4 protein-coding genes are annotated in these 7,227 nt (G+C 58.9%); 1 reads left to right on the top strand and 3 read right to left on the bottom strand.

Translation table 11 applies throughout. The features are described from left to right. Positions 1 to 13: 13 nt before the first annotated feature. Together WH50_RS01470 and WH50_RS01475 are read right to left on the bottom strand one after the other, a co-directional pair. Positions 14 to 2,074, bottom strand: coding sequence for a diguanylate cyclase (locus tag WH50_RS01470; protein WP_110185720.1), 2,061 nt, complete (start codon positions 2,072 to 2,074; stop codon positions 14 to 16). Positions 2,075 to 2,138: 64 nt separating this feature from the next. Continuing rightward, entirely contained in the window at positions 2,139 to 2,708 is a 570-nt protein-coding gene (locus WH50_RS01475) for a phenylacetic acid degradation protein PaaY (RefSeq protein ID WP_104154477.1), read from the bottom strand. A gap of 586 nt (positions 2,709 to 3,294) precedes the next feature. On the opposite strand from WH50_RS01475, the gene WH50_RS01480 reads away from it, so the two are divergent. Continuing rightward, the gene (locus tag WH50_RS01480; protein ID WP_243409945.1) at positions 3,295 to 5,808 is read left to right on the top strand and encodes an EAL domain-containing protein; all 2,514 of its coding nucleotides are present in this window, start codon (positions 3,295 to 3,297) and stop codon (positions 5,806 to 5,808) included. 36 nt (positions 5,809 to 5,844) lie between these two features. Here WH50_RS01480 and dinB read toward each other — a convergent pair whose 3' ends face one another. Further along, positions 5,845 to 6,939, bottom strand: a complete 1,095-nt coding sequence (dinB, locus tag WH50_RS01485) for a DNA polymerase IV (RefSeq protein ID WP_110185722.1) — start codon at positions 6,937 to 6,939, stop codon at positions 5,845 to 5,847. Positions 6,940 to 7,227: the final 288 nt, after the last annotated feature.

Raw genomic sequence — 7,227 nt, forward strand, 5'->3', positions numbered from 1 at the left:
GTGCTTACTGACTTCAGGGGTGAGCAGAGTGCCGGGCTTCGCTATTGACGATGACCGTGCGGTTACGGCCGCCGCGCTTGGCGTCGTACAAGGCGGTGTCGGCGCGCTCAAGCGCAGAGATAAAGTCTTCCCGCTCGGCGTTCCAGTCACTCAGGCCCAGGCTGACGGTCAGACGAATATGTTGTTCGTGGCAACGCACCCGCATCTTTTCCACCGCTTCTCGCAGGCGCTCGGCGACCACCCAGGCCTGCTGCATGTCGGTCTGGGTTAGCAGGATAACGAACTCCTCACCACCCCAGCGGCAGAAGATATCGGTTTCACGCAGATGGGTATTGCACACCGCGGCAAACTCTTTCAGCACGATGTCGCCGCTGGCATGACCATAGTTGTCATTGATCAGCTTGAAGTGATCAATATCGGCGATCATCACGCACAGGCTCTGGCCGTGACGTTTTGACCATGACTGCTCGCGGGCTGCCTGTTCTTCCATGGAACGGCGGTTGTAGAGGCCGGTCAGCGGATCCTTGGCGGCCATATCCTGCAGTTTCTGCTGCAGATACATACGTTCATTGACGTTTTCTACCAGCGCCACATAGGTGCTGTCTTCACCATTGATACGCACCGGGCTGATGTTCATCTGGGTCCAGATGATTTCGCCACCGGCGTTAAGAAAACGTTGCTGATGACTGAGCTTGTCGACAACACCATCGATCAGCGCCTGATAAGTACGGCGGGTCGCATCGCGCTCTTTATGGTGGATCAGGTCAATCCATTGCCAGCGGGTGAGGTTTTCTTCGGGGAAGCCGATCATCTGGCAGAAGGCCGGGTTGACATCCAGGATGTGGCCATAGCGGTCAAGTTGCAGGATGCCGAGACTGGCATCTTCGAAGATCGCCCGAAAACGGGCTTCGCTGCGTTCCAGCTCACGGGCCGCCTGATGGGTCTGGGTAACGTCGTGAATGATCAGATACAGCAGCGGCTCACCGGCAAGAATGATCTGGCCGGAGTTGATCTCCACCCGGCGAGTTACACCATTCCACAGTTTCTGCGTCACTTCACAGGGGTTGGCGCTGCCGATCAGCTGCAGGGTGCTGATACCACCCGCAGACAAGTTATCCAGCGTCAGACGCAACAGATCTTTACCGGGGTAGGCATAGAACGCTATGGCCGCCTGATTCGCCATGACAATTTGGCCATTGAGCGGATTGACCAGCAGCTGGATGGCCCGGTTCTTTTCAAACAGGCTGTAGAAGTCCTGATGACCGCGCTTGATGTTGCGGTAAAAAACCAGCGCCAGCACAGCGAGAATGAGGGTCAGTACCAAGCTCAGGCCCAGCGCCTTGTACAGGTTGTTGTAGGGCGGGGCGAGAGCAGACCAGAGCAGGCGGGTGGGTTGCGATGTGTTGAGCTGAATGCTTTGAGTGGCGTCCGGCTCGGTACCACTGCTCAGTCGCAGCTGGCTGAAGCCGTAGTTGCTGGCCATGTTGGCCAGATAGCCGTTATCCAGCAGACGCCAGAACACCAGATAGCTGAGGTGTTCGCAGCTGGCCTCGAAGGTATTGGGTACCACGGGGGCGGCCGACAGCATGATGGTTTGTCCGGCTGCAGTGAGGAAGTCACTGCTGGCCGACTGCTGCAGGCTGCTCAGACGGGTGTCAGGCGTACAGCTGATCTGATGCTGACGCACGAAGTCCCGCACTTGCAGCAACTGCTCGGCAGTCAGGGGCTGCAGGCTGTTATTGAAACGCTCGGTGAAGTCCGGCGCCAGTATCAGAATGCCACTCATGTCGTTGGTGCTGATGGTGTCTGCACCGAAGGTGGACTCCAGCCACGAAGGATCCAGCTCCGACAGCTGCATCTGGCGAAAGGCGTCATCCCAGGAGGAGTGGTCGTACAGGGCGCGGGTCAGCTCACGCTTTTCATTGTTGAGCGCCGCCTGCAGCAGTGTCTGTTTGGATTGCCGGTACTCATCCTGCATCATGCTGCGCGATCCCAGCAATAGCACCAGCATCAGCAGCAGAAAGCTCAGAGCAATACTGAAAAAAACAGCGACGGCCCGACGAAATGGAAGCATCTTGATATGTTGTCCTCAGAAGACCGGCGGTTATTGCAACAGAGTACGATGACAGAACACGTTCTTAACTATTTCTCACCCTGACCGGGCGCAAGGTGGCCATCGGCAGCGGCTCCACTTCCTGCATGGTGTGGCGCGCACGCTGCACCAGCTGGCGATAATCCTGATCCGCTCGCTGCTGAAGCTCCAGTGTGGCCAGCGACACTCTGCCACAGGGAATGGCGGGGTGGCCGGCCAGCAGTTGATTGGGTTGACCACTGAAGTTGGCCTCGACCACCGAGCCTGGCGACACCATGCTTTGTTCGGCAATGACCGCCCCGTCCAGCACCACTGCGCCCATGCCAACAAAGGCACGACGGCCAACCTGACAGTTGCACAGGGTGGCGCCCGCAGCGATGTGGGTATCTTCTTCCACCAGCGTCCGGCGTCCGGCGGTGGAGTGCAGCACACAGTTGTCCTGCACGTGACTGCCGGAACGTATCTCCACTGTGCCCAGATCACCCCGCAGCGACGTCAGCGGGCCGATATAGCAGTTCCCACCGATATACACATCGCCAATCAACACCGCACTGGGGTGAATAAAGGCACTGGGGTCGACGACCGGGATTAACCCATCAAATGCGAATACGGGCATGACGTGATTCCTGTGCTAGACCCCGGGGGTGACGATAACGACAGCTCCCATGATGCAGGACAAGCTCTCTGGCCGTGGCTGGCGGTAAGCTAATCCGATTCAGTTGGTCGCCGTCGCCGGAATATTCGCCCTGGTGGTGGCAGCGCCGTGCGGCTGACCGTCATCCAGCAGTATTTTGCTGTGCCAAGTATAGTCTCAGTGGCGTAAGGATGGGACCGTCAGGGCGCCAAATGGCGAGAAAAAGTCAGCATGTTGCCCGGCCTGTTGCCGCTCTCGTCGGCACAGCACCATCGCGCCGCGATGGCTGTGCAAAGGCGGCGCTGCTTGCTCTGGCGGGGGCGCAGAGATGGTCTGGGGCAACGGTTGCTGCAGTCGCTTTGTCATCCCGGCAGCAGGTTGTCAGGCGGCCGTGATCTTTCCCTACTACAGTACATAATCAACAAGAAATGGACTGCATGATTGAACCTGCATTGAGGGGCATCGGCGTGATGGCGGCAGGTAGCGCAAGCGTATCTTGCCAGTCGCTGAGGGCCAGACCGTCTGAGGAGCAATGATGAACAGTCACAGGGAGACACTTTCAGTGAATATGGATACGGAACTGCCCGAAGCCGAGTTGTACAGTGTTGAAGTGTGGCGTCTGTTGCATTCGCCGCTGCAGATCTGTAGCCCTGAGCAGAGCCTGCAGCAGGTGATCCGGCGCATGTTCGAGTCGCGCAGCAGTGCCATGGTGATTATGGATGCGGGCCAGCTGCAGGGTATCTGGACCGAGCGGGACGCCAGCCATCTCAGTCAGCGCCCGGATGCCCTGGACGATCCCATCCGGCTGCACATGAGTACCCCCGTCAAGACCCTGCCACGCAGTGCTACCCTGCGCGAGGCCGGCGTGGTGATGCAGCGCGAGCGAGTGCGCCATCTGGTGGTGGTGGATGAACAGCAGCTGCCTATCGGTTTATTCAGCCTCAGTGACCTGATTCGCCATCAGGGCGTCGAGTACTACCTGGCCCTGCGTGATGTCGACAGTGCCATCACCCGCCTGCCACTGGTGATGGCAGCTACCACGCCGGCCATTGATGCCTTCCGTCTGATGTACTCGCAGCTGCGTGACGCCATGCTGGTGGAGTTTACCGATGGTGCGATGGGCATTGCCACCGAACATGACTGGGTGCGGCTACTGGTGGATGGTGGGATGCAGCGGCCGATCGGTGAGCTGATTCCGCGGCAGGTGGAAACGGTGGCCTCAGGGACACCACTGCTGATGGCCCGTAATCTGATGGAAAGCCGGGGCTTCCGACATGTTGGCATCACTACCGCCAGCGGGCAGGTCAAGGCAATTCTGTCTTACGGCGATATTCTCAGCAGCATTGAATACACCTACGTCAATCGGCTGCAGTCAGCACTGGATCAGCGTAATCAGGCCCTGCGCGAATCCATGGAGCATCTGCGTCTTGCGCAGAAGGTGATTGAAGCCTCACTGGATGCCATCATCGTCACCGATGCTGATGGCATCATCCGTTCGGTCAATCCCAGTTTCAGTGCTGTCACCGGCTACTCGGCCGAAGAAGCCATCGGTCGTTCACCATCGCTGCTGAGCTCCGGTCGCCATGATCAGGCGTTCTACGATGAAATGTGGTCGACCCTGCGCAGCAAGGGCAGCTGGCAGGGCGAAATCTGGAACAAACGCAAAAACGGTCAGGTGTTCCCCGAATGGATCACCATCACGGCTATCACCGACGAGCTGGGGGAGGTCAAGCAGTATGCGGCCATCTTCAGTGACATCTCCGACCGCAAGCAGCGTGAAGAGCAGATTAAGCGACTGGCCTACTTTGACGAACTGACCGGGTTGGCCAACCGTCGCCTGTTTCAGGACCGGCTGGAACGGGCGATTGCCAATGCCCATCGCCATCAGCACCGGCTGGGTGTGTTCTTCCTCGATCTGGACATGTTCAAGCGCATCAATGACAGCCTGGGCCACAGTGTCGGTGATCAGGTACTCAAGCTGGTGGCCGAGCGGCTGCAGGGTTGTCTGCGGGAGGGCGATACTGCCGCGCGTCTGGGCGGTGATGAATTTACCGTGCTGGTGCCCGAGGTGGCCTCCGACTACGAGCTGGAAGGGCTGGCCAGCCGCCTGCTGAAAGTCCTGTCGGTGCCGCTGCAGGTGGGCGAGCACGAACTGCATATTTCCACCAGCATTGGCATTGCCTGCTATCCCGATGACGGTGACAGTGTCGAGCTGCTGCTCAAGCGTGCCGACACCGCCATGTACCGCTCCAAGGACGATGGCCGCAACAGCTACAACCTGTTCCGCCGGCCACTGGAGGAGGAGTCCCATGCGCGTCTGAATATGGAGTCTGAGCTGCGCACCGCGTTGAAGCAGGGTGAGTTTCGTTTGTTCTTTCAGCCACGCATCAGCCTCGACAGCAACGAGGTGACCGGCTTCGAGGCGCTGATTCGCTGGCCTTGCCCTCAGGGCATGATCTCTCCCGGGCAGTTCCTGCCTCTGGCTCAGCAGCTGGGGCTGATGCCCAATATTACCCAGTGGGTACTGAACGAGGCGTGTCGACAGTTGCGTGCCTGGCAGAAGGAAGGGCGGCGGGTGGTGCCGGTGGCGATCAATCTGTCGGTCGCCGATCTGCACGGCAGCAGTCTGGTGCACAGTATTCAGCGGGCGCTGGATCATTATCATCTGGCGCCGGAGTTACTGGAGATCGAGATTACCGAGAACAGTTTCATCCCGGAAAAGTCGACGCTGGCACTGCAACGTCTGCACGCTCTGCGCAATCTGGGTCTGGGGATCGCTATCGATGACTTTGGCACCGGCTACTCCTGCCTGAGCTATCTCAAGCGCCTGCCGCTGGATTACCTGAAAATTGATGCCAGCTTTGTCCGTGGTCTGCCTGCTGATGATAACGACGTGCAGCTCACCACCTCGCTGATCAATCTGGCCCATGGTCTGGGCCTGAAGGTGATTGCTGAAGGCGTGGAGCGCCAGCAGCAGCGAGATTTTCTGCTGGCGGCGCAATGTGATGAAGTGCAGGGCTTCTGGTTCTCCGAACCGCTGCCCAGTGAGCAGGCGGTGGCGTGGCTGCCGTTACGGCGCTGAAGGGAACGTCAGCCGCTGAGGATGGTCGCACGGCCTTTACCAGACCAGACTTAACTGCTGCGGCTGCTGAGTGGTCGCAGCAGTCTTCAGCCTGACGCCAACGCCGATCAGACGGACTGGTCGCTGGCCACGTTGCCAGGCCGCTGTCAGCAGACTGGCATAATCACTGTCGGGCCGCTGCAGATGGCGTTCCACGGTGGTCTGTTGAAAATCGTGGAATTTCATCTTCACCACTCGTCCCTGAATCTGCTCCAGCAGCTGGCGGCGGGCCAGACGCTGTTGCAGTTCCTCCTCCAGTCGTGGCAACTGCGCCAGGCAGCTGGCCAGGTCGCGCAGGTCCTGATCGTAGGTATGCTCGACGCTCAGTGATAAGCGTTCCTCGCGCGCTTCTACCGGGCGCTGATCCTCTCCGCGGCTGAGGCGAAAGAGCTGCTGGCCGAAGCGTCCGAAGCGTTCCTGCAGCTGCTGCTGTGACCAGCCTTGCACGTCGGCACAGGTGTAGAGACCAAGCTCGTGCATGCGCGCGGCGGTCACTTTGCCGACGCCCCAGATTTTCTCTACCGGCAGTGGCAGCACAAAGCTTTCCACCTCATGGGGAGGGATGACTTTCATGCCGTCTGGCTTGTGCCAGTCGCTGGCAATTTTGGCCAGAAACTTGTTCGGCGCCACCCCGGCGGAGACGGTAATGCCCAGCTCGTTACGCACCCGTTCGCGGATATGGCTGGCAATACGGGTGGCACTGCCCTGAAAGGCGTCGCTGCTACTGACATCGATAAAGGCCTCATCCAGCGACAGGGGCTCAACGTGATCACTGAACTGCGCCAGAATGGCCATGAAGGCCCGGCTGACATCACGGTACTTGGTCATGTTGCCCGGAATCAGGGTGAGATTGGGGCACAGTCGCAGCGCGTGGGAGGACGGCATTGCCGAACGCACGCCAAACGTGCGGGCCGGGTAGTTGCAGGTGGCGATGACTCCGCGCTTGTCCGGGCGGCCGCCAATGGCCAGCGGAATATCGCGGTAGGGCGGATGGTCACGCATCTCCACGGCGGCATAGAAGCAGTCGCAGTCAAAATGAATGATCTTGCGCTGGTGCTGAGCTGGAACGGCTGAATCGTTATCGACAGACATAGTGCTGACCGCTGTGGTCTGGAACGTATTCACGATCTTGCGAGCTAACAGGTCGTTGAAAATCTATCTGCGTTGCCGAATACCGCGTCAAAAACAGGCTCAAAATGCTCATTTAGTTCACTAAACTCCGCTTTTTCGCCTGTTTTTTCCTTGTCTCGGCGGCCTCGATAACGTTTTTCAACAGCCTGCTAAAGCCGGACAGGGCGAAAAATGCTGAGGAAGCGGCCTTTACCTGATGTAAATGAGCATTCCGAAGGTCTTTTCAACGCGCTGTGGCCGATGCGCAGG

This window comes from Pokkaliibacter plantistimulans (genome assembly GCF_003194385.1).
Taxonomy (GTDB): Bacteria; Pseudomonadota; Gammaproteobacteria; order Pseudomonadales; family Balneatricaceae; genus Pokkaliibacter; species Pokkaliibacter plantistimulans.